This is a genomic window from Haladaptatus sp. SPP-AMP-3, from assembly GCF_049568665.1.
GTDB classification, from domain to species: domain Archaea; phylum Halobacteriota; class Halobacteria; order Halobacteriales; family Haladaptataceae; genus Haladaptatus; species Haladaptatus paucihalophilus.
Genome location: NZ_CP145900.1, coordinates 61,389 through 83,062 on the forward strand (window position 1 = coordinate 61,389; position 21,674 = coordinate 83,062).

General features: G+C 52.5%; 16 protein-coding genes and 1 pseudogene. 9 read left to right on the forward strand and 8 right to left on the reverse strand.

What is annotated here, in order from left to right; translation table 11 throughout:
- The first annotated feature begins 111 nt into the window (after nucleotides 1-111).
- Nucleotides 112-1,356, forward strand: coding sequence for a hypothetical protein (locus V5735_RS19175; protein ID WP_423746642.1), 1,245 nt, complete (start codon nucleotides 112-114; stop codon nucleotides 1,354-1,356).
- Nucleotides 1,357-1,370: 14 nt separating this feature from the next.
- Here the strand turns inward: V5735_RS19175 and V5735_RS19180 are convergent, their stop codons facing one another.
- The 6 genes from V5735_RS19180 to V5735_RS19205 form a co-directional block, all read right to left on the reverse strand.
- Nucleotides 1,371-2,324 carry an HNH endonuclease gene (locus V5735_RS19180; protein WP_423746718.1) on the reverse strand — a complete coding sequence of 318 codons (954 nt, stop codon included), beginning with the start codon at nucleotides 2,322-2,324 and terminating at the stop codon, nucleotides 1,371-1,373.
- Nucleotides 2,325-2,502: 178 nt separating this feature from the next.
- Entirely contained in the window at nucleotides 2,503-3,528 is a 1,026-nt protein-coding gene (locus V5735_RS19185; protein WP_423746643.1) for an HNH endonuclease, read from the reverse strand.
- A 206-nt stretch (nucleotides 3,529-3,734) separates the two neighbouring features.
- On the reverse strand, nucleotides 3,735-5,096 hold the full coding sequence (locus V5735_RS19190) for a restriction endonuclease (protein WP_423746644.1): 1,362 nt from the start codon (nucleotides 5,094-5,096) through the stop codon (nucleotides 3,735-3,737).
- A 206-nt stretch (nucleotides 5,097-5,302) separates the two neighbouring features.
- Nucleotides 5,303-5,443: a hypothetical protein gene (locus tag V5735_RS19195; RefSeq protein ID WP_423746645.1), complete on the reverse strand. Its 141-nt coding sequence runs from the start codon at nucleotides 5,441-5,443 to the stop codon at nucleotides 5,303-5,305.
- A gap of 37 nt (nucleotides 5,444-5,480) precedes the next feature.
- The gene (locus tag V5735_RS19200) at nucleotides 5,481-6,287 is read right to left on the reverse strand and encodes a hypothetical protein (protein ID WP_423746646.1); all 807 of its coding nucleotides are present in this window, start codon (nucleotides 6,285-6,287) and stop codon (nucleotides 5,481-5,483) included.
- Nucleotides 6,288-6,371: 84 nt separating this feature from the next.
- Complete coding sequence (locus V5735_RS19205) at nucleotides 6,372-6,761, reverse strand: hypothetical protein (protein WP_423746730.1); 390 nt, start codon at nucleotides 6,759-6,761, stop codon at nucleotides 6,372-6,374.
- Between V5735_RS19205 and V5735_RS19210 the strand changes: the two are divergent.
- From V5735_RS19210 to V5735_RS19230, 5 genes and pseudogenes are all read left to right on the forward strand, one after another.
- Nucleotides 6,706-6,955, forward strand: a pseudogene (locus tag V5735_RS19210) (hypothetical protein). The gene V5735_RS19205 and the pseudogene V5735_RS19210 overlap by 56 nt on opposite strands.
- A 297-nt stretch (nucleotides 6,956-7,252) precedes the next feature.
- Nucleotides 7,253-7,780 (forward strand): DUF7342 family protein, encoded by a 528-nt coding sequence (locus V5735_RS19215; RefSeq protein WP_423746647.1) that lies wholly within the window; start codon nucleotides 7,253-7,255, stop codon nucleotides 7,778-7,780.
- 2 nt (nucleotides 7,781-7,782) lie between these two features.
- Nucleotides 7,783-8,220 (forward strand): hypothetical protein, encoded by a 438-nt coding sequence (locus V5735_RS19220; RefSeq protein WP_423746648.1) that lies wholly within the window; start codon nucleotides 7,783-7,785, stop codon nucleotides 8,218-8,220.
- Nucleotides 8,221-8,301: 81 nt separating this feature from the next.
- Nucleotides 8,302-10,890: a PD-(D/E)XK nuclease family protein gene (locus V5735_RS19225; RefSeq protein WP_423746649.1), complete on the forward strand. Its 2,589-nt coding sequence runs from the start codon at nucleotides 8,302-8,304 to the stop codon at nucleotides 10,888-10,890.
- Nucleotides 10,887-13,757: a UvrD-helicase domain-containing protein gene (locus tag V5735_RS19230; protein WP_423746650.1), complete on the forward strand. Its 2,871-nt coding sequence runs from the start codon at nucleotides 10,887-10,889 to the stop codon at nucleotides 13,755-13,757. The genes V5735_RS19225 and V5735_RS19230 overlap by 4 nt, the downstream gene beginning before the upstream one ends.
- Before the next feature lie 274 nt (nucleotides 13,758-14,031).
- On the opposite strand, the gene V5735_RS19235 is transcribed toward V5735_RS19230, so the two are convergent.
- Nucleotides 14,032-14,496 (reverse strand): hypothetical protein, encoded by a 465-nt coding sequence (locus V5735_RS19235; RefSeq protein ID WP_423746651.1) that lies wholly within the window; start codon nucleotides 14,494-14,496, stop codon nucleotides 14,032-14,034.
- 492 nt (nucleotides 14,497-14,988) lie between these two features.
- Entirely contained in the window at nucleotides 14,989-16,008 is a 1,020-nt protein-coding gene (locus V5735_RS19240) for a thermonuclease family protein (RefSeq protein ID WP_423746652.1), read from the reverse strand.
- Between the two features lie 516 nt (nucleotides 16,009-16,524).
- On the opposite strand from V5735_RS19240, the gene V5735_RS19245 reads away from it, so the two are divergent.
- The 3 genes from V5735_RS19245 to V5735_RS19255 all read left to right on the forward strand — a co-directional run bounded on the left by V5735_RS19245 (nucleotide 16,525) and on the right by V5735_RS19255 (nucleotide 21,620).
- On the forward strand, nucleotides 16,525-18,549 hold the full coding sequence (locus tag V5735_RS19245) for a hydantoinase/oxoprolinase family protein (RefSeq protein WP_423746719.1): 2,025 nt from the start codon (nucleotides 16,525-16,527) through the stop codon (nucleotides 18,547-18,549).
- A gap of 2 nt (nucleotides 18,550-18,551) precedes the next feature.
- Nucleotides 18,552-20,522 carry a hydantoinase B/oxoprolinase family protein gene (locus V5735_RS19250; RefSeq protein ID WP_423746653.1) on the forward strand — a complete coding sequence of 657 codons (1,971 nt, stop codon included), beginning with the start codon at nucleotides 18,552-18,554 and terminating at the stop codon, nucleotides 20,520-20,522.
- A 99-nt stretch (nucleotides 20,523-20,621) separates the two neighbouring features.
- Nucleotides 20,622-21,620 (forward strand): zinc-binding dehydrogenase, encoded by a 999-nt coding sequence (locus V5735_RS19255; RefSeq protein ID WP_423746654.1) that lies wholly within the window; start codon nucleotides 20,622-20,624, stop codon nucleotides 21,618-21,620.
- The last annotated feature ends 54 nt before the right edge of the window (nucleotides 21,621-21,674 follow it).

Sequence of the window (21,674 nt, forward strand, 5' to 3'; positions counted from 1 at the left end):
ACTGTTGGTCATCACGTCCGAGTACGCGAATTTCGAGGATACACGAGACGGATTAGATGAGATTCTTGAACGGCCTAGTTTAATGCCGACAGGTTGAGAAGGCCTGTAGCAATGGCAGCTTCACTCGCCGAACCGGTTGTTCTCGCTGCCGCGAAGGACACACTCTATCCCGATCTCAACAATAGCTCAAACCACTACGCTGTCACGGAAACCCAGTTCACGAAACCGTCGTGGGGCGATTGGGAGATTCCTGAGGATCTGCGTCGCCGCCTCGCGCCGTACAATACGATCCGTCTCAACGGCGGTGAACCTGATCTTTTGGGTATTGGAATGCCCGCTCTGGAAGTATTGAACGCCGATACAGCAACGACACCGGTTGCTGTGATCGAAGCGAAAGGCCACAACAGTGACCCGAGTGCTGCTGACGTCCGTCGTGGTATCAACCAGGCCCACAGTCATCTATCTGAAGTCAACCTCGGGTACGTTGCTGCGCCGATCCAGAGCATCACTGACCAGGCGCGTTCTCTCGCACGTGACCTCAATATCGGCGTTATCGGCGTCGAGACCCCTACCGAGGCGACGCTCGTTGAACCGGCGCGTGTCAGCGGTGTCGGTGACTTCTCGACGACCATCAACGCGATTCGATTCCAAGCAACAACCCATCAATTCACAGACGGGAGCTTCCCAGTAAACCACCCGAAGAACTACCTCGGCTACGCTCTCGCCGTAGCCGCGAACGGTGAAACACGAACCGTCTACTCCGAACACGTGATCAACAGCGTTTCAGGCGGCCGCCGCGGAGCCATCCTCCTCGGCCTTGTCGACAATCGTCCCGAAGGCGACGTACTCACACATCTTGGCGCAGAAGTCGTCCGGTTCGCCCGTGACCAGCACGAGAGCGTCGCTAACGCACTCGATGAGTTCGCATCGTGGAAACGCCGATCCACCCGATTCACCACTCTCGCTCCACGCTGGGCGCAACTCGCTCGCTCAGTCGCGATCCAATACGACCCCACGCAACTCATCGTCGAAGCACTCGAACGGCTCCACCAGCGTGGCATTGAAACCGCGACCATTGACGCTGTTGTCCGAGAAGCCTGCCACATCAATCAACCACTCGCCATCGAAGTGTTCATCACACAAAATCGGCGCGAAGACGTCCTCACCGCCGACGGTGACATCAACGAATCGATGCTGACTGACCCAACCGTGTACAAATCGGGTATCCACTTCCAATTCAAATACCATCTCTACCACGTCGGTCTGCTCACCAAAGGTGGAACCGACGACAAAGACGAGGTTCTCTCCAATAACTGGGCGTTAGAACATCCGGTCGGCTTTCGTCAGTCCAGCTAACTGGCTATCCAGCCTCATACCCACTCAAGCGTCGCGTTGTGCTGCGCTACGTACTTAGGATTCAAACTCTCATCCGGAACCGAGATCTGCTCGCCCGCCCGGTCAAGAATTGTCCGCTGCAATAGTTCACTGTTCGTCTCGAACGACGGATTCACTCGCAATCGGTATTCCCGATCGATTGTGAATAACTCTCGATCAAACGCCGTGTGATGTGTCTTACTTAACGGCAGTACGTTCGCCAAATCTGCTCTGTATTCTGGATACTCACTCCACGGTAGCACGTGCGCGACATCTAACAACCCCGGATGATCAACACCGGAAACTGGACACATCCGGTCGTGTCGAGCAATCACAGTCGCACGGAACTCCGGATCCACCGCTCGGGCATGTGTTGTAGTTTGGTACGTGCCAGCCGAGAATTCCGCGCCAGACGCTGTCGCAGTCCATTCCGCATCCGCCCACTCTTCAACTGCACCCGCAACGAACCCTCGCCCCTCGTCCGTCAACATATATTCCTCTCCGTGTTTCTCGACGAGTTCCATGCTCCGCAACCAGTTCGCCCTTTGCTTCGCCATATCCGTCTCGCCGCAACTCCACCCCAACTCTGGGTGCGTATCTAACTGTTGATCACTGACCTCCGCGATCGTCATTGGACCAACAGACAACGCATACAGCAGACTCCGAAGCCCAACGTTCTGTTCACACATGATTCGCAGTAACGTCGCCACATCGTGCTGCTGGACATACTCACGCCCAGTCTGTCCGAGTTCCCACTGCTCATTCTCCTGACGGAGAAACCCGGCCTTCTGAAGATAGCTGACCCGTCGCATAATCGAATTACGACTGGACACATTCCTAAACGTCCCACGATGCCACCCGACGAGTTCATCGGTTGTCGGTCCATGAGCTTCAACGAAGTCAAGAATTGAGTCCAGCGTCTCGACGTAGCGCGTTCCACCGCCAAACATCGGGACAATACTGCGGAGCCGATCCGGAGGCATGAACGAACAATGATATAGGCGGATCATGATTCTTTCTCCACCACATTCAGTTTCAATGAAGCGGGCGGAATTGAGTGATCGGTTATTTAGAGTACAGGTAGTGAGTGCTGTGACCAATAAGTGATTTCAATAGAGGCACAGGGAGCTACAGCCACGAGAGACCAGTGTTGAGTTCGTCGAGAAACGACGGCCGGATCTGAACGGTGGCTGGGAACGTCAGTTGCTCACCCGTTCGTTCGAGGATTGTCTCACGGAGGAACGGATGGGCAGGGTCGAATGACGGACTCGTTCGAATTCGGTAATCGCTGTCGATGGTGAACAGTGCGGCATCGAACGCCCGGTGGTGCAGTGAGTTCAACACGAGCACGTTCTCTGGGTGCTCAGCGAGGTCGGGGTGCTGACTTCTAGGAAGGATATGGGCCAGATCCAGGAGTTCGGCCTCTCGAATCCCGGTCATGGTGCACTCATATCCGTAGCGGTCGAACGTTTCTGCTCGAAATGCGTCGCTCACGACGGTTTCAGATGTTTCGTAGCGTCGAATCCGCCCACTCCGGTCGAGGGTCTCGCCGGTCGGCCACTGGGCAACCTCGCCGGTCTCGACCCAGTTCTTCCAGACATCCGGGGCACGACCATTGTCATTCATGCGGGCGCGATCATGCAGCCACGAGACGGGGACTGACTGGGTATTGAGGATCGAGAAGTGAAAGAGGTAGTTCGGAATCTGCGTACCGGCATCGTCCCGGTAGGAGCGTACTTCGAAGTGGTCCGGGACGCAGAGCCCACAGAATTCGACGACCCCGGACTCTGGTTTGCGGAACACGAGGACTGGTGTGACATCCTCGCGTCGTCCCGCCGCAGCTCGGTCGAACGCCGTCTTGATCTTCTGGTTATTCGCAGAGTCGTCGTACGGGTTGTCGGCTTTCGCATCGCCCCAGTAACTGATGTAGCCCGCATTGACTGCGAGCGTGTCTTCCCACGGATCGTCGTGCTGGGAAATGCCGCTGTCGTTCGACACAAGGACGAGCGCCGCAGGCATATCGGACCGATTCGCGCCAAGATGACGAATTCCGCCGGTGTTCTTGATACCGCTGTTGAGCGGGCCGCGAATCCATCGCAAGAACTGGTCGTCCGGGTTCCGAAAGCTGCCGGTGTCTCGGTATTGTTGACCCACACGAAATGAATATTGCATGATAACGCGGCATTGTATCCGTCATCCAATAAATGCCTGCGTAACACGCTTTCTGAGTCGTCTATTGTCGGCTGATGACCGAGGGAGTTAACGACATCATTGCCTATCACCGAAATGACTGCTCTCGATTGGGAACAGCGACGAGAGCACTTCTAGCCAGTGGCGAAAGCGGTTGCACTCCTCACGTCTCAGAGAGCGCCAATCGACGTAAGAACCAGCAAGACCACTAGCACGACCGAAACCGCGGTACCAGCCACGAGTGGTTTGTTCTCCATTGCCTTCTGCTGAATTGGCATCGCGTCGTACTCCTTGAGGAACAACTTCATGTTCTCCTCGTCGTAGAAGTACTTCGTCTTGAGCGCGAACCGTTCGGTCACTGCACAGCCCGTACAGATCGGTGTCCCTTCGACTCGCTCAGTCTTCGTGTGACTACTGCAGTTGATGCTGCCACAGTTCGCACAGTAAGTGAACGTCGACGCGTTCTCGTCGTCACATTGCACACAGCAATGAATGCCGTCTTCGATCGTTACGCGTGATGGTCCAGCGGTGTAGTACTCGTAGGGGTACGAATACTGCAGTAATTCCGTACGCTGGCGAACGTGCGGAAGATACATCGGTGTAATGGACTGCATCGAAACGTCCGATTGCTTCGGCTCACACGTCTTCTCGTAGTCAACGTTGTTATCGCCAGTGTAGTGGACCGTCGTCGTGTGCCGGGCTCGTATCTGGTCAATGGCCCAGTCTTTGTATTCGGTCTCAGTTTGACCATATCGCTTCACATCAAGGTCGTCGAACTCGTTGCGAAACGCATCTTCGTCGAGATCCACACTCTGGCGCAAATTAGTTGCAACGAGTTGGCCGACGTCGTCATCAAGAACCGTCGGTCGAGACTGGTCGGCGTGAACGGCAAACTTGTCCGTTTCGTTGATGCGGTGGATGACGCCGACCGTCGTTTCGAAGACAGCATTTGTCTTGGCAGTAATGACCGCAGTGGGTTCGAACGTCACATTGGTCGTGGGGTCTGGAAGATCTGCGGATTCGATGTTTTCGATGTCACGGAACGCCTCTCTTACAGGGGCCTCAACGGTACCAGTCGGATCGAACGGTCGCAGTGTCTCATTGCATAGAATCTCGATACGGCCGTTATAGAGATCAAGTCCGACATCGTCGGCAATATCGCGCAGTCGTTGCCCGTCGATGAGTTCGATTGGATACGGGTTGTTGTTCTGGTCCAGACGCGTCGCGTACTCTCGTGCTGGCTCAGTAAATCGGCCGGTTGTAACGACCATTCCTCGCTTGGGACCGTCGTACTCGAAGGTTGCAATCGCGGAGTGAAGTTTTTGGATAACGGGCCGGCCAACAGTTCCGGTGTGTTTGCACTCAACCACGATTCCACGTCGTGTGCCATCGACAACTTCTTCCATGAGAATATCCCGCCCTTCGTCAGCCGTCTTCACGGCTTGTCGGACATTCTCGTAGCCGAGATTCCGAAACACGTCTTCCATCACGTCTTCGAATTCGAAGCCAGACAGGTCGTCTAATACTGCCATCTATCTTCTGTTTGAAACTGACTTATAGATTATAAATATATTGGGACTTAAAAGTCATGTGCCGGTGGGATTGTGTCAACTTTATTTACATCTCGAAGATGCAGCTCAAGAAGATGCGGTATGTGAAGAACAAGACGGCTCGTAGTCCCTTCCGCTTGTATTGTGAATCTCGGGTGGTAGTGAACGAAGTCGGATTGCTGAAAGTGTTAGTCTTCGAGGTAGGCAACGTGCGCCGCAACAGCTGTGAGATGCTCGGCTGCCACACCTGTCTTCCGTTCGTCAACCCGCTCACGAGCGCTCTGGATGTACTCCCGAGCGTCGACGTGTGCGGATTCGTTCTCGCTCATATCACTAACTCGGGATTGAGGAACCATAACGATTGGGTCACAATCGGCTTGCGAAGACACGTTTGCCGTCATCGTTCTGCGTAAGCAACTCCGATGCCCCTGCTCGTTGGAGATAATCTGTCGCAAACTCCGTCCAGATGTGTTCATGCTCGTCAGCGTAGTACGCCCACGGAGCGGCAACATCGAGTGGATATGTCTCGAACGAGATGACAACATCGTTCTTTCTGCGAACGCCAGTAGCGCCTAACGACTGAAGAAACGAAAAGAGGGCTGCTTTCCGTCGGACCGTGAGGATTCGCTTCGATTCACGAATATACTCATTTGCCCATGTTGCCCAGTCATCCCCGTGGTTCGTCTGTGGAGCGTCGGAAAACGTGTAAAAGGTCCGAGTGTACAATTCAAAAAATGCGATTGACGTTCGATGATTCGCATTCGGAAGGCCGTGGGATCGAATGAGTTCCGAGATAAGACTTCCACCAACGGTTGGAATTGATTGCTTCCACGTCACTGCCTCAATGGCGTCTGCAATATGGGTTGGTTCGAGCGGCTTGTACCACGCAATCTCTTGGTCGTCACTGATCTCGTCGAAAAGACTGATGACAGTATCGACGATATTGCGTGTATCAGCACTGTAGTCTGATAGATCGGCACCTTCGATCTCTTCTTCTTGCGCTTCTGCAAACGTATAGACGCCATACACATCATCGTCAAGTTCGAGTAGTCGGATCACAGCAGGTTCGTCACGACTCTGAACATCTTCCTGCGCTTCCGATTCAGACGGGTGAACGTACGAGAGCGAATAGTAGTTCCCATCGATTTTGAGGTGATACGGAACGAGAGTCATTACTGACTAGTATACAGAGAAGCAGCTTAATATCCAGGGAGACATTTGTACCACGTTATGCCAGTGAACCGGTTGTTCTTTGGCTCAAGTACCATCATTCTTCTTCAGCCAGTTCTGCAAGTGAGACATTGATACCACGAAGCTCAGCGGAATCTGCTCTCGCGTAAATCCCTCATCACTTTCGAACGAAACGTACCCCTGCTCGCCTGATGTTAAATCCCACACGTCGTATTCTTCATCCACCAGTATCGTTTCACCCCACGCATCCGTCATCTGGCCAGTCAGTTGCAAGCGCACGTACGGGTCTTCGTGGTCCTCCCAGTTATCTTCATCCTCGAGAGTCCGATTGATATCCTTGCCAAGCAACTGAAGGTCTGTATACTCCATATCACCGATCTGCTTGAATGGTTCCACTGGAATGTGTATCTCAGCACCTGTCGGGAGATATGAACGGATGGAATCGACGGCGTTCACGAAAGAAGCGCTTGCTGCAATCTGTACGACGGTAAACTACGATATCGACACACAATTTGCCCTCCAAACCTCAGATGCGGGCTGGTATCCTGTGGAAAATCGGTGAACTGGATGACGATAACCCAGAACAAACGTCAAACGCGTTCCGGAAGGCGGAACTCGAAGCGATTGCAGCTGCACTGCACAACGAGTAACCACTAGCTATGGTGGGAGGAGAGTCGGTCGTCAAGGCAATCGCTACAGTCTATTGGAATTCCTTCCCATGCTGCTTTGACTGCTTTATATCCTGTCCAACCTTCGTTGTCAACCATTACTCTGCAAGCTCCGCATAACTCTTGTCGGCTGATGATTCCCCTGTCCATGACGAGTGATGCAAATGTAGCATCACACGTACCGTGTCTTATCCTCCGTCTATGTAACTCATTAACGACTCACTCTCGAAAATGTGCGTAGTCAATAGATATATTGCGTACTAACTCGTATTTCTGCGTATGAGCGATACAAACGAACGAGGACCACCAAAAACCGATTTTGCATCTGAGTTCGCCGACAGGCTAGAGAATGCCCCTGCCGACGAACGAGTCTACAGAATCACCCTCGAACTTACCGAACCAACCCGTGTTTCCGAGGTTGCTGACCGCGCAGACTGCTCTGCAAATGCAGCTCGACGCCATCTCAAACGACTCGCCGACATTGGTCTTTTGACCCGTATGACAGAGAACCCGGCGACGTACAAACGGAACGAAGCGTACTTCGAATGGCGACGGCTGAATCGCTTAGCAGAGTTGAGCGAACACGAGTACAAATCCCGACTTGGTGATTTGCTCGCCGAGAACGAAGAGTACAAACAGACCTTCGATGTCGAAAAACCCGATGATATCGATCCCTTAGAATATGCAGAGTACGGGGATCCAGAACAAGTCTGGTTAGATATCTCCAATTGGGAGGCGGTCAGACAGGAGATCTATGACCTCCGCCGTGTCAACCGCGATAGTGCGACGGATGAAGGGGTCGTGTGAGTGTGGTCAACGGCAAGAAAAAGCAAATCCCAAATCGTGCCTTACTTCGGGAAATCGCCTCGATTCTCGGATCTGAAGAGTGGATCGAGACAATTTCCGTCTTTCCAGCGAATCGGCCAGATTCGATCGTCATCTCACTTCGTGACAAACATTACCCAGAAGAGTACGTTAGCGAAGCATACATCGAGGTGCAATCATATGTCAACGGTGATTTCCATATTTCGTATGTCGAAGATCATTTCGGTGAGGAGTGGATGTGTTGTTGGGATCGCCATGAGAGTGAGGATTATTCAAAAGACCATTTTCACTCGCCACCAAACGCAACTCACGACGATGGGATGAATCGAGGGTATCCTCCGGAGTTGCCATCGGTGTTCTCTCGTGTCGTTGTCCCTTGGGTCTATGATCGAATGGGGGACATTTGGACTGAATATGAGTAAACGAGACTGCTAGTTGACTCCGTGATAACGTCTACCTCTCACGACGAAACAATTTTATAATTCGATTGAGACAATCGTCTCGTGTCAATTACTCGGTCGAAATCGATTAACACCATCTACGAAGAATGCAAGGATTTTGATCTTGTGCTCGTACCAGATGCGCCTCTCGCAAGTGCAATAAACCGACGACTTGATCGACCACAGTTCGGACCGTTCGCGATCACACCACGACGACTCGCAGCACAACGCCGTGAACGAGCCGAAGATCGTCGTGCCTTTCTCCAACTGATCTCCGAGACTGATCTTGAGTGGAAAGAGGCAGCCTACGCTGTCGAAGTTATCCTCGCGTGCTGGGAATTTCGTGGTCGGATCGATGCAATTCTCGACTACGATCGGTTCGCTACCGATACCATCCGAACAGCGATCGACGCCATTGCCGAGATGGACACAACTGTTCGACGACTCACGGAGTATTCTATCGACGAAGACACCTCGGTTGCAGTCGTCGGTGAAACACAGCTCACAGAACTCGAACGCTCGATCCTCCCGACAGAGTATACGACGATCGATCCGTTTGCGGACGACTCGTTCGACTACCCGTCATTCCACATCCACGACTCACCAGCTGCAATCATCGACACTGTCCTCGAGACAATCACAGCGGAGACTGCTGAGAACGTAGCAGTGGTCCACGACCGAACTAGTGAGTACGGATCGCTCATTCGGTCAGCCCTCGAAGCCGCAGATATACCGTATCACGGTGGAATTGACTTCACCGATGAGCCACACCACAGGGCATTCTTACAGCTTCTCCGAAGTGCGCATGCTGGTCGGGACACCCGTGTCGGTGATATCAAACCCTTACTCACCCAGATTGGGATTTCAATCGACGTAGAACACGACGAGAAGCGTCTCTCTCATTTCGACGATCCAGCAATAGACTGGGTCCTCGATTTTAGCAACTCGATTCATACCTACACATTCGAGGACGCAATCGAAGTGTATGAAGATGCGGCGGATAGCCAGCTCACCGTCTTCCGAGACGAACTTACACAGCTTGGCATCGAAGACGCCCCCGTTTCTGAAGCTGGACTCGATCGCTTAGAATTCTATCTGCAGTCCTACGACGTGCCAATTGAGCACGAAAACGACGGCGTACTACTTGCGGACGCGACGTCCGCCGCACACGTGGATCGACCATTGGTGTTCTATTTAGGACTCGATGAACGCTGGACTCACTCATCACCACGTCGTCCGTGGGTCGACCAGGAACAGGAATTCGAACGCAACATCCGACAATTCCAACTCCTTCTCCAAAATGGCCAAGATCAGTACTACCTCGTCCAAGACTCCACTGGTGGGACCCCTGTCACGCCCTGTCTGTACTTTGAAGAACTGCTCGATGAGGAGTTCGAACGATTCAGTGATCTTGATTCCGTTCCTCGCACTCGGGTATTCCAACCAACCCAGGACGGCTTCGAGAAAGAGCCCGTCAACGTCCCCACCAACGAGATCGAGACGATCAGCCAGTCGAGTTTGAATACCTACGTCAATAGCCCACGGGATTATTTCTACAGCCGCCTCGTCCAGACGCCCGACAAGGAGCATTTCAAAGAGGGCAATCTGTTTCACGATTTCGCCGAGTTCTACGTCAACCACCCAGACCAAATTACAGCAGACACACTCGACGAGATTGCGACGGTCATTCTCGACGAGATGAAACCATTCCTTCGGAGTGTCGACTACGACGTTCGACGCACGAAGTACCGGATCGGACTGGAGACCATTACCGACTACCTCGATACCAACCCACCACAAACGGACGCGTTTCTAACACCGGACGGTGGCTACGGTCAAAATCACTTTGCAGAATACTTCAACCAACCAGTCGACTCACCAACCACAGAGCAGTGGTTCGAAAACACTGACGTAGGAGTGAAAGGGAAGATCGACCTTGTTCACAGCCCGACCCAGCTTCTCGACTACAAAAGTGGGTCGAAGAAATCAGCCAAGGACGTCGTCAAAAACTCCGATATCCGGTCACCAACCGACAAACCGAATTTCCAGGCACTCCTCTATCTCACCCAGCAACGGAGCGAACACCCAGATCAACAGCTCCAGTTCACGTTCTTCCATTTCCTCGAGACGCTCGACGACGTCATTATAGGAGATTCGAACATCGACGACTGTCTCACGACGGTAACGTACTATCCGACAACTCACGCGGAATACATCGGGTCAGAAGCCATCTTCACTGAACTACAAGAAGAAGCATACGGCGACTGCAAGAAGATCTTCTCGAAGATAGATTACGAGACCTACCAGGCGTTCCTCGACGAACACGACTTCCCCACCACGAGGGACAAGAATGAACTCATCGAATCCGAGTTCGGCCACGCTCTCACGGATCGGATGGTGGACGCCGTTGGTAACTACAAGTACGTGAAGAATGGCTGCAAACAGGCGCTCAAATACCTGCTCGGCATCAGAAACCAGAATTACTTCGCCGAAGATCTCGATGCATTCGAGACATTCATCCAGGACCGCCTCACGGAACTCACCGATCGGCACAACGGTGAGGAACGCTTCCCCGTCGAAGGCCCTGGCGAGGAACCCAACTACCGATATGTGGACCATCGCGACTGCATTCTGGAGGAGGGATCCCGGTGACGGCACCAAACGACCAACAGCAAGACCTCATCGACAGCACAGCGGGAATTCACGTGGTCGATGCTGGTGCCGGCACTGGAAAGACGTTCACTGTTACACGACGGTATGCAGGCATCATCGATCAGGATGATGTCGGCCCAGAGGACGTCCTACTGGTGACGTTCACCAACAACGCTGCGACTGAGATGAAGGACCGGATCGTATCCCACTGTGAGTATGGAATGCGCGAACTCTCGGATGCACCCATCCAGACATTCCATAGCCTCTGTCACGATATCCTCATGGAACACGGGTTCGAGGCCCCGACATTGCTGGGAATCGATGACCGAATTACCCAATCGACACGCATCATCGAGGACGAGACCGTAGAGCAGGGGCTCTTTCGGGAGTTCATTCGTCGTTTCATCGACGACCATCCCGAACATGATGACTTCTTCCGTGCAATTACCGAACCAGTCGAACTCCTCGGGCTAATCAACCAGCTTGCAGCAAAAGGTGTGTTCCCAACTGCGGATGGTTGGTATCGGAATGGCGAACGGCATCTGGATGGTGACTTTGAGGCGTTTAAAAGCACGTTCGATGAGCTGAACAAGCCCCAGAATGACGGTAACAAGCAATCGCGACTCCGGTACAAACTCGGTCGATACGGACACGAGAAATGCTTCCTTCCGGACGCTCCCACAAAGGCCGAACTACGAGGGAGCCGTGGCACGAAACAAGTCACAGCAGACGTCGCACGAGAGGCCTTCAAGGAGAACCGCGAGGATCTCAAACAGTTCGTCCACGATGTCTACTACGAATATCTCTCGTTCGCTTTGGGCCGGAACTATCTGAACTTCGGATTCCTACAGCTGTTCGCCTTCGTCCTCCTCTGTGAGGATCACCAACTGCGAGAGACCATCGAATTCGAGTACGTGATGATCGACGAGTTCCAGGACTCCAGCGAGATCCAATTCAAACTTGCCCTCTTGCTCGCTGGAACACACAATCTCTGTGTGGTCGGTGATTGGAAACAGAGCATCTACTCGTTCCAATACGCGGCTGTCGAGAACATCACCCAGTTCGAATCGCGACTTGACCGATTCGTCGAGGAGTTGAACGCCGACTACGAGCGTGTCTCGTTTTCGACGAGCCCAATCACTGAAATTGAACTTGTAGAGAATTATCGCTCGACACAATCGATTCTCGACTTTTCCGAACACAGTCTCATCACACCTGCATCGAGCTCGGACCATGTGGATGTCGAGGTGGTTCAAGACCGAATCGTCTCCCTGTCTTCGAATGCGACACACGAAAACACCCAAATCGAGGCGATTCAGCACGAAGACGAGGAAGAGGCAGTCCTCACGAAGATCCAAGAAATCGTCGGCAACGAGGACTACCAGATCGAAGACGATGGTGAGCTTCGACCACCAGAGTTCAAGGACATCGCCGTTCTTACGCGGACACGAGACTTTGGTCGAGAGCTCCTCGCTGTTGCTGAACAGTACGACCTCCCGGTAGCCTACGAGGGTGGTATCGAGCTGTTCCGCTCGGATCAGGCGAAACTCCTCTTGGCGTGGCTTCGAATTCTCGAATCAGACTCGAAACGTGGCTGGGCAGCCGTCCTTGAGGAGGCTGGCTACTCGCTAGAGGAAGTTCGACACATTCTGGACCACGAAGCGTACCCCTCGAACATGCAGGCGTTCAGAGCGGAGCTGGAGGCACTGGAGACGATCGGTGGGATTCTCGAGCTTGTCTTCTCTCAGTATGGGTACGATGGCTCGTATGCCGACGTCCTTTTGACGACGATCCAGTCCGTCCACAACTCGACAATCCAGACCCGCGGGGACCTGATTCGGTTTATCGAGACTGGTATCGATGAGGGAAGCAGACACGATGTGTATGCGAGTGCTGGCGTGAATTCCGTGACTGTCCAGACGATTCATGCGGCAAAAGGACTCGAACATCCCATTGTCATCCTCGCGAATATGAACTCCCGTCGGTTCCCACCCGCTGGAGGAAATAGCAATGCGATCACGTTCGACGATCCGATCGGATTACGCCAACGAAAGCAGTACGGTGATGCCTACGGTTATCCCCACATCCACGATAATTGGCGGACTGATGTACTCCGCAAGTGTCTCCCACGTGAATACGATGAAGAACGACGGTTGCTCTATGTCGCAATGACTCGTGCGAAGAGCCATTTAGTCTGTTCAGCCGGTGAGAACCCGAACACGTTCATCGAAGAGCTCCCAGTGGATATAGAAGAATATCATCCGGACGTCCAGGAATTTCACGATGGTGAGACGACGCAATCCCACTTCGAGATTTCAATCCCGATGTCTGCGGGACCGGTTGGCCATTCTCCGCACTCGCTGATGAATGACGACGTGTTCGAGGAAGTGGAAGAGGGGAGGGGGCCAGAGTTCGGAACACAGACACACGAATTCGCAGAGCAGTATGTATTAGGGGACGCTGTGGAACCAGCGAACGACGATGAGCGTCACACCAAGCGCTTCATCGACTCGTTAGATGGTGAATTGCGTGTTGAAGAGGACGCGTATCTGCCATTGACGGTTGGTGGCGAGCGAGTTACCATCTATGGAATCATTGACCTCGTCCATCTTTGTCCCGGGACTGTGGAGATCATCGACTTCAAAACAGATCGTAGTCGGGTTGCTGAGTCCGAGTATCGCAAGCAGTTGAGCGTCTACTATCACGTGCTCGCAGAGTGCTTCCCAGAGCGAGACGTGGGTGCGAGTATTTTCTATACCGCTACTGGTGAGCAAGTCGATATTGACCCTCTATCGAAGAGTGAACTCAGTAGGCTTGTTGAACGAGTAAATGGATCTTCTATCGAATCGGCCTCTCTGCTTGAGTGAACAGCACGGGAAAGAAGATGCAATCACCGACGTCTCGCTGGACACTCTCGGAGACGAGACCGCCGTAAACTGAACAACAGTCATAACACTGCGGTGCGCAACTATCTGGTTAGAAATTAGTCACCGAAAGCTGTGCCATTCCATATTCTACACTCGTACTGCTCTCCTTCACTACGTCACCATTCTTCAGGATCTGAATTGTGAGCTTCCCTCCGCCATAATCCAGTGTGCGAATCACTCGTCGTACTAATCCTGGCACTATGACTTCCCTCGCTCATTTCACCAACCACTGAAAACCATCCTGAATTGCTTCTTTACCACCAGTTTCGATAATATCGCCATGGCCGGGAATCACGCGGTCGAAGTCCCAAGCAAGGATATTCCGCACTGACTGGTTGACTGTGTCCTTGTTTCTAATGGGGAGTTTGAATTCCGGGAACTGTCCGATTCGATTGTAAATGCCGCCGATCCGGGCAAAAAGTCGTATCTCTATAGAGCTGTTTTCGGTGATGTGAAAGCCCATATCTCCGAGAATGGCAGTTTTACTTGGCCGATGAAAGAACGCGAGTTCGGTGATCCACCAATTGCCCATAAGCGCGATCTGGTCAATGTCGGTACTCCAGCGAGGGTCCGGCGTACTCCCGAGGAGGCTGTCGAATCGGAGGTCAGGTCGTCGAGCGGGTAATCCAGGTGCAGCGAACAGTTCGACGTCAGGATAGGCCGCCCGATATTGCTCCATATACAAGTGACCGTGAAGTTTACACGTCGGTACGACGAACCGAACGTCACCATCGCGTTGCTGAGTAACTTCGAAAAGTCAGCTGCTGACCCACGGGTAGACAACTGGCTAGGACGAGATAGTGCGAGTGAGAAGATTCGACATGCTGGCCTCTGGAACGTCAATCATGTTGATGAGGCGTATGATCCAGGCTTTCTCGATACACTCGCCGAGTATATCGACCAGCTGTAGTAGGTTCGTACAACGGTGGGTCTGGTTTGCTCGTCTATTGTGAAGTAGACGTTTTCTAGCTTCGTGACGAGCATTATCCCAAGAGTGGAGATTTGTTATAGCTCACCTTGAAGAGGCGATACTGCATTTGTATGCTGCATTTGTATGCTACATCTGTATACAATATACGACTAACCATATCCTCATGGCTGAAAACAAATCTCAGATATACTCTACTCTAACCCTATCTGGACGAGTAGGTGTTTATCTTCCTCCCGTCGATCAAATCGACTCACAGGCAATCCCGTCGTCGTCAGCATCGAGCCGATACGGATCACTCGGATCTTGATCGAGAATGGCTTGTGCCTGCTCATGTGTGTCGAAATCGCTGCAATCGTAATCACCATCTGCTGGTGGTGGTGGAACGTTGACTCCATTCGCACTTGCGGGTGTTCCAACCGTCGACGTCGGCGTTACAGTAGCTCCTTCAAATTTCCACACCCCAACGTGGTTGCGTTGCGCTCGGGCTTCAGCACGCTCGAACGCACCCTTTTTCGAGAACGAACTGTCATACAACCGCGCGTACCCATCCGTCAACAGCTGTCGATTGAAGTTCGTACCATCCACGTAGACATAAACCAAGAGTCGGCCGAAACTCCCTCGACGATCTGCCTGAGGATCCGTCTCGATGCGAACTGTCTTCCCGTCCAATTTATTAGTCGCAAATTGACTCGCACGCTCGCCCCACTCGTAGAGGTGATCTCTACCAGCCGTCGAATCCGGAATCCCTTCGAATTCAGATGGGTTTACTCGACTAAGGGTCGTCTCGGGTGTATCAACTCCCAAAAGGCGTATCGTATCCGTTTCACCGTTCGGGAACTGGACCTCTATAGTATCTCCATCGATTACTCTCGTGACAGTAACTGTCCACTTGGTTCCGCTCGCTGGCCCACGGGCGGATCGCGTACGAGCAGGTCGCGTTGATAATTGAGCGGCAGTCGTTGTCATCACACTCGATGCTGTGTCCATCGTTTGAGTGTTCGTCATCTGCTCCGTTGCTGTCGTCACCTGTGTTGTTGCTGCCGATGTCGTGGTTGTTTCCATTGACGTTGTTGCAACCCCCTGGTCACTCGTCTTCCCTTGTTGTGGTCCCGTTGATTCGGCTTCTGGGAGCATCGCACCCGAGACGATTACCCCACTGAGCACGATGCCGATCACAACGAGAGTGGAAAAATCTCGCCCTGTGAGCGAGCTGACTTTTCGTCGAACGGGCGGGATTGCAAACAGTCCGACGACAATCATGAGAAGACCGCTACTAATCGATCGGAGTACATCCGACTCAGGAACGAGAGTCAAGCCTAGCCCACTGAGAATGAATAGGATTCCAAACGTCCACGGGATCACTGTGAGGTACCGTTTCCAGCGTCCCCCTTGCCTGTCACTCATAGCTGGTAGCTACACTAGTTAGATACAAAACATAATAAACTAGATGGGTGGTCATCTCTCCCCTGAAATACCCGAAAAGCTCGTAATCGCTACTAAGGTACGCATTGTTACTTGTTCTCTGAGAGCCACCAAATAACCACCCGTGGATTCAATTCCCCACGTTCTAGCTCACCAAGCCGTTGATGCACTACCCGCCTCATTGGAACCGTATCTACGCCCACCGAGCGGTGGCAGTGGGAGACGTTGGTAGTACATCAAGAATATCGCTGCCGTGTCATTCGCCAACATGAGACTTATTATTTTGAGCCTTTTGTAATGTACAAACAACAAAATTCTAAGTATGTATCTGTCGTAATTATTTCCGATGAATCAATGATACGTTCTGGAGTAGATATCGGTGGTACGTTCACAGACGTTATCATCTTCAACGACGAGACTGGAGAGATTGAAATAGCGAAAACCCCATCAACACCTGCAAATCCAGCAGAGGGAGTCATAGATGGCTTGACAAAGGTTGAAACAGGTATTGGAGAATTGGAATTTTTCTCCCATGGTTCAACGGTCGGTACCAATGCTCTCATCGAACGTGAACTCCCTCGAATCGGGTTGATCACGACTGAAGGTTTTCGTGACGTTCATGAAATTCGTGATGCGACGAAGGACGAGCTGTGGGATGCGTATAAGGACGTTGCTGATCCATATGTTCAGCGACGCGATCGGCTCGAGGTTTCCGAACGCATCGATACAGACGGAAACGTCGTTACTCCACTTGATGAGGAGACAGTTCGCGAAGTAACTCGTATCTTCAAGAAACGTGGTATCGACACTATCGCTGTATCGTTGATCAACGCCTACGTCAACGGTGAACACGAACAGCGGGTCGCTGAGATCGTCGAACAGGAATATCCCAGCGCGTTCGTCTGTACCTCCCATGAAATCCTCCCGGAGATGTTCGAACACGAGCGAACCAGCACGACAATCATCAATGCAGCGTTGGTTCCAGTTGTCCGTGAGTACTTAATCGATCTCTCGAAGAAACTCAGCGAGCGAGATTACAACGGTGACGTTCTTGCGATGCACTCTGGCGGTGGGGTAATGACAACAGAGGCGATCGCCTACTATGCTGCTCGTATCGCCAATTCAGGGCCGACTGCAGGCGCGATTGCGAGTCAGTACATTGCCGAACAATGTGGCTTCGAGAACGCAATCGGCTTCGACATGGGTGGAACCAGCGCTGACGTCTCGCTCACTTTTCAGGACAATATCGAGATGACCGATGAATGGTCTGTCGAATATGGCTATCCCATCATGTTCCCGTCGACAGATATCGAAACTATCGGCGCTGGTGGTGGCTCGATCGCCTGGATTGACGACGGTGGTTCCTTACGCGTGGGACCGAAGAGTCAAGGAGCAGATCCCGGCCCTGCATGCTATCTCCGAGGTGGGGATAAGCCCACTACGACCGATGCCAATGTCGTTCTGGGGTGGGCCAATCCAGACAAATTCCTTGGTGGTGATATGGATGCCACTGCTGATCCGGCTCGTGAGGTAATCGAACGTGACATCGCCGATCCGTTGGGACTGGATCTCATCGAAGCTGCCTCCTCTATTGAGCAAATCGCTGTCGCCAATATGTGTAACGCCGTTCGTCTGGTTTCAACGAGCAAGGGATACGATCCTCGTGATTTCGCCTTGGTTGCCTTCGGCGGTGCTGGTCCAATGCATGCCGCCCACGTTGCGAAGGAAATGAGCATTCCGAAGGTCATTGTCCCTCCGTATCCTGGAATCAACTCGGCACTCGGCTGTTTACTAGTCGATGTTGAACACGACCTCTCACAAACGTTCATCGCCAACGCGTCAGGGGGCGTCGTAGATGATATTGAGGATACCTTTGCAGAGATGGAGAGCGAGATTCACGGGCGTCTTGCAAAGGAAGGTATCGACGATGAACAAATGCGAATGGAATACGAGGTAAAGATGCGGTATGTCGGTCAGTGGCGTTCGTTGGAAGTGACCTGTTCACGACCAATCGATAGCATCGAATCAATCAGAGAACGGTTCCATCGCCAGCACGAACAGACCTACGCCTACTCCGATGAAGATCAACCCGTCGAGATATATGGCCTCCACGTCACTGGCAAAGGTGTTGTCGAGAAACCTTCGTTCCCAGAAATCGATCGAGGTGATTCTACTAATGCTCTTCAGAACACTCGTGAAGCGTACTTCACAGAAATCGGAGAATATGTAGATACGGCCGTCTATGACCGCACAGCGCTTGGTTCAGGTGCTACCTTCGATGGACCCGCGATTGTCGAACAGATGGATTCGACCGTCGTGATTCCACCTCAGATGACAGCCGAAGTCGACGAAACTGGAAACATCATCATTACCGTCTAACCATGTCCGATACACAACCACAACAGGATATAGACCTCGATCCAGTTACGTTCGAGGTACTCCGCAGCTCGTTCACGAATCTCGTTGACCGAATGGCCGAACAAATACAGCGAACTTGCTACTCGTTCGTCATTTACAACCGCGACTTCAGCAATTGCTTGAACGATGCAGAGGGCAATACAGTGATGCAAGGCTCACAAGACATCGCTGTTCACGTTGGTACCCTTCATTACACCTGCAAGGAAACCCTCGAGTACTTCGAGGGGGACATCAATCCCGGCGACGTCTACATTGTCAACGATCCGTATCTCGGTGGAACCCATATCAACGACGTCCGCATTATGCGCCCCGTATTCCACGACGGCGAACTCATCGCCGTTACCCAATCGAATGGTCACTGGGCTGACGTTGGTGGGCCGGCTCCCGGTTCGTTCAACATTAGTGCAAACGACCATTTTGCTGAAGGGCTGCGCATTCCACCACTGAAAATTTGGGACCGTGGAGAATTCCGAGACGATGTCGCGAACCTCCTCACGACCAATATGCGTCTTTCAGAGGATCGAATGGGCGATATGCGGGCACAAGCCGAAGCGACACGAATCGCTGAAGAACGCCTCCTCGAACTTGTTGAGAAGTATGGTGTTGAGACAGTGATGACTGCGTTCGATGAGTCGAAAGACTACGTTGAGCGCATGATGCGCAAGCAGATTGATGACTTACCCGATGGCACTTGGCACACCCAGGACTATATCGATGCAGACCCCAACAAAGGAGAGGGATTCGTCACAGTTGACGTCAAAATGACTATCGACGGAGACGAAGTTCATTACGATCTCTCAGGGTCGGACGAGTACATCGGTAACTTCTTGAATTCGACATTTGGTACGTCCTTTTCGGCAGTCATTGCTGGAACGAAGATGTTTTTCCCAGACGTGCCACTGAATTCGGGGATGTATCGAGTCGTTAGTGCTGAACTCCCGGAAGGAACAGTGGTAAATGCACCAGAGCCAGTTCCCGTCACAGGATCAGTCGCTGGTGCTTATGAGAAAGTAATGAATGCCATCTTCGAGTTGTGGTCAGAGGTCTTGCCTGAGCGGGCAATGGCTTGTGCATTCAACCTCGAGTATCTCCTTGCAGGTGGGCAAGATCAACGGCCGGGTCGAGACGGTAAAGAGTTCGCTTGGTACGATTGGATGGCCGGTGGGTGGGGAGGTCGTGATGGTAAAGACGGCGCTACTGCTACAGCGCCAGTGTTTGGTGCTGGCCTTGCCGTCCAATCTTTGGAAGGTCAAGAGCGCGACACACCGCTTTTGACGAGTGAACATTCCATTGTGACTGATTCTGCTGGACCAGGGGAGTACCGCGGTGGGTTCGGTGTTCGAAAAGGTGGTGATATCTTAGAATGTGAAAATAGTGTTATATCGTACTGCTCGGATCGTGCCCGGTCTATCACCTGGGGAATCAACGGTGGTCTTCCAGGAATCCCTCACGGTGTTACTCTCACAAAAGATGGGGAGTCCGAGGAGATGGGCACGGTCTTCTCTAGTGTTCCCATCGAAGAAGGCAACGAATTTGTCCGTCCCTCCTCAGGGGGTGGTGGATTTGGCGACCCCCTTGACCGAAACCCCCAGGATGTGTTGGTAGACGTCGAGGATGACTACGTGTCTGTCGAGCGTGCAGCCAAGGACTATGGTGTCGTCATTGAGGAAATTGACCCCGATCTGTGTGAATACGAAGTCAACCAAGAAGCAACGGAACAGAAGCGCGAGTATATCCGCGAAAATCGGAGAGCGTGGTTAGGCGAGGACCCCGAGATAGTTGCTAAGCGCTACAATGAAGGAGAACTTGATACGCTAGATCTTATCCGACGCTACGGCGTCATCCTCGAGTGGTCCAGCGGTGAACTGCTAGAGCAAACGACTGAAGATTTCCGAGAGATGCTTGGTGAACGCGCTGTTAGCGAGTGGTCGTAGCTTCCAGCCTGCGGCTCACTTACTGTTCGGTTTCGCATCCTGTCATCTGCTTCCGGAAGCGAGACTTACTCAATTCTGGACGCCAAAAGCCAATCCGATATGACTTCGGAGATGACTGCCTATACAATAGAAGAATATGGCAATCCAGATGTCTTTACGGAGACAACAGTCGAGATTCCCGATCCAGAACCAAACGAAATTCGCATCGCAACTGTCGCATCGAGTGTCAACCCGGTCGATTACAAGATTCGCCGCGGGGACCTCCCCGATTTTAGCCCTGATTTCCCAGCGATTCTTCATTGTGACGTTGCGGGGATCGTAGATTCCGTTGGCGCAAACGTAGAGCGATTCGAAGAGGGTGACGAGGTGTATGGGATGCCTGGTGGGGCCGGCCAGCAAGGAACCCTCGCTGACTACGTTACTGGCCACGTGGACACGTTTGCTCACGCGCCAGAGACGCTACCACTCGAGGAGGCAGCTTCCCTGCCAGTCGTCGCACTCACGGCGTGGGAGATGCTCGCAGACAAGACAACCGTCGACATCGACGACGAAGTGCTCGTCTATGGAGCGAGCGGTGGTGTCGGTCATATCGGTGTTCAGCTTGCACGCTGGTTCGGAGCAAACGTTACCGCGACTGGATCCTCGGAGGAAAAACGTGCTCTCGCGACTGAAATCGGGGCTGACGTGACAGTTGACTACACGACGACCGATGTCGAGGCATATGTGAACGACCATGCTAGCGAGGACGGATTTGACATCGTATTCGATCCTATCGGTGACGACCATCTCCAAACAGCATTCCAAGCGGTTCGTCCGTTCGGAACCGTTGTAACCACCGAATCGAGTTCAACACAGGATCTTTCGGCGATGCATGCAAATTCGCTCGAACTAGGAGTTGTATTAGTCATTCTCCCGGTATTGCTGGGCAAACATCAGAGCCGCATCGGTGAAGAACTCGAGACTATCGCGGCACTCGTCGATGACGGTGCCATCGAACCACATATTGATGAACGATTCACTTTCGAAGAAGTAGCGGCCGCACACCGTTTAGGAGAGAAGGGAGATTTCACTGGAAAACTACTGCTCGTTAACGAGTGAACCACTGAATCAGCTATTTTCTCGGCTGTGTCAATACGTCTGGAATGTAGACTA

Excerpts from the sequence above, each read along its gene's own strand:
- V5735_RS19175 (WP_423746642.1), top strand. The coding sequence starts at position 112 with ATGGCAGCTTCACTCGCCGAACCGGTTGTTCTCGCTGCCGCGAAGGAC.
- V5735_RS19180 (WP_423746718.1), bottom strand. The coding sequence starts at position 2,324 with ATGTTTGGCGGTGGAACGCGCTACGTCGAGACGCTGGACTCAATTCTT.
- V5735_RS19190 (WP_423746644.1), bottom strand. The coding sequence starts at position 5,096 with ATGGCAGTATTAGACGACCTGTCTGGCTTCGAATTCGAAGACGTGATG.
- V5735_RS19195 (WP_423746645.1), bottom strand. The coding sequence starts at position 5,443 with ATGAGCGAGAACGAATCCGCACACGTCGACGCTCGGGAGTACATCCAG.
- V5735_RS19200 (WP_423746646.1), bottom strand. The coding sequence starts at position 6,287 with ATGACTCTCGTTCCGTATCACCTCAAAATCGATGGGAACTACTATTCG.
- V5735_RS19215 (WP_423746647.1), top strand. The coding sequence starts at position 7,253 with ATGAGCGATACAAACGAACGAGGACCACCAAAAACCGATTTTGCATCT.
- V5735_RS19235 (WP_423746651.1), bottom strand. The coding sequence starts at position 14,496 with ATGGAGCAATATCGGGCGGCCTATCCTGACGTCGAACTGTTCGCTGCA.
- V5735_RS19240 (WP_423746652.1), bottom strand. The coding sequence starts at position 16,008 with ATGATTGTCGTCGGACTGTTTGCAATCCCGCCCGTTCGACGAAAAGTC.
- V5735_RS19245 (WP_423746719.1), top strand. The coding sequence starts at position 16,525 with ATGATACGTTCTGGAGTAGATATCGGTGGTACGTTCACAGACGTTATC.
- V5735_RS19250 (WP_423746653.1), top strand. The coding sequence starts at position 18,552 with ATGTCCGATACACAACCACAACAGGATATAGACCTCGATCCAGTTACG.
- V5735_RS19255 (WP_423746654.1), top strand. The coding sequence starts at position 20,622 with ATGACTTCGGAGATGACTGCCTATACAATAGAAGAATATGGCAATCCA.